The organism is Streptomyces phytophilus (assembly GCF_013870535.1).
GTDB classification, from domain to species: Bacteria; Actinomycetota; Actinomycetes; order Streptomycetales; family Streptomycetaceae; genus Streptomyces; species Streptomyces phytophilus.
Genome location: NZ_JACBXC010001347.1, coordinates 1 through 1573 on the forward strand (window position 1 = coordinate 1; position 1573 = coordinate 1573).

Genomic DNA, 1573 nt, shown 5'->3' on the forward strand with positions numbered 1-1573 from the left:
GGTGACGTACAGCTCGCCGGTGACGCCCGGCGCAACGGGCTGCAGGAAGGCGTCGAGGACGTACGCGCGGACGTTCGCCATCGGTGCGCCGATGGGCACCGGGTCGGTGCCGGGCGCCAGCGGGGCGCTCATCGCGGCGCAGACGGTGGCCTCGGTGGGCCCGTACGCGTTGATCATCCGCCGCCCGGGCGACCAGCGGTCCACCAGCCCGGGCGGGCACGCCTCCCCGGCGACGACGAGGGTCTCCAGCGTGTCCGGCAGCTCCTCGGCGACGGCCGGGACGCTCGGCGGCACCGTCACGTGGGTGGCGCGGGCGGCCCGGAGGGCGTCGCCCAGGGGGACGTGGGGCGGCAGTTCCCCGGCGGCGGGGACGACGAGCGCCGCGCCGGAAAGCAGGGCCATGCACAGCTCGGACACCGCGGCGTCGAAACTCACCGACGCGAACTGCAGGACCCGCGACCGGGGCCCGACCGCGAAGCGGTCGATCTGGGCATTCGCCAGGTTCCCCAGGCCGCGATGGGTGGCGACGACGCCCTTGGGAGTACCCGTGGAGCCCGAGGTGTAGATGACGTACGCCGCATGATCCGCCGTCAACGGCCCGCGCCGCTCCCCCGCCCGCAACACCCCGCCCGGAAACGCCGCGATCTCCGCGACCACCGCCGGATCATCCAGCACCACAGCCCGCAACCCACCCGGCAACACGCCCCCGGTCGCCGACGTACACAACACCACCGCCGGATCCGCATCCCCCAGCACGAAAGCCAACCGCTCCGCCGGATAACCCGGATCCACGGGTACGAACACTCCCCCGGCCAACGACACGGCAAGCAGCGCCACCACCTGCGCCGCCGACCGCTCCGCCACCACCGCCACCCGCGTCTCCGGACCCACCCCCGACGCCACCAGATACCGGCCAAGCCGACCCGCACGCTCCGCCAACTCCCCGTACGACAACGACACCCCACCACCCACCACCGCCACCGCCCCCGGCGACCGCACCACCTGCGCACCGAACAACTCGGGCAGCGGGGCGGCCGGCAGCGGCGCCCGCGTACGGTTCCACTCCTCGGTCACCAGCGCGCGGCTCGCCGCGGTCACGGCGGCCACCCTGCCGACCGGCGCGGCGGGGTCGGCGACCAGTTGCTCAAGGACGTGCTCGAAGGTGGCGAGGACGTCCTCGGCGCGGTCGCGGTCGAACACGTCGGGGCGGTAGATGAAGTCGCCCTGGATGCGCTCACCGGGGACGGCGATCAGTGTCAGCGGGTAGTGGCCGGTGTCCTCGGTGACGCCCGCGGGGCGGATCGTGAGCGCCTTCGGGTCGGGCGAATCTGCGGGCGGCGCCGGGTAGTTCTCGAAGACCACCAGGGTGTCGAACGCAGCGCCCTCGCCGGCTGCCTTCTGCACCTCCTGGAGGCCCATGTGCTGGTGCGCCATCAGCGCGACCTGCCGCCGCTGGAGCTCGGCCAGCATGTCGGCCACCGGCTGCGCGCCGTCGAGCCGGACCCGTACGGGCAACGTGTTGATGAACAGCCCGATGATCGACTCCACGTCCGCCAGCTCCGGCGGCCGGCCC

At 73.7% G+C, this 1573-nt stretch carries 1 protein-coding gene; it reads right to left on the bottom strand.

Translation table 11 applies throughout. The annotated features are described in order from the left end of the window. On the bottom strand, window positions 1–1573 hold a 1573-nt coding region (locus tag H5J30_RS32245; protein ID WP_181791181.1), incomplete at both ends, for an AMP-binding protein.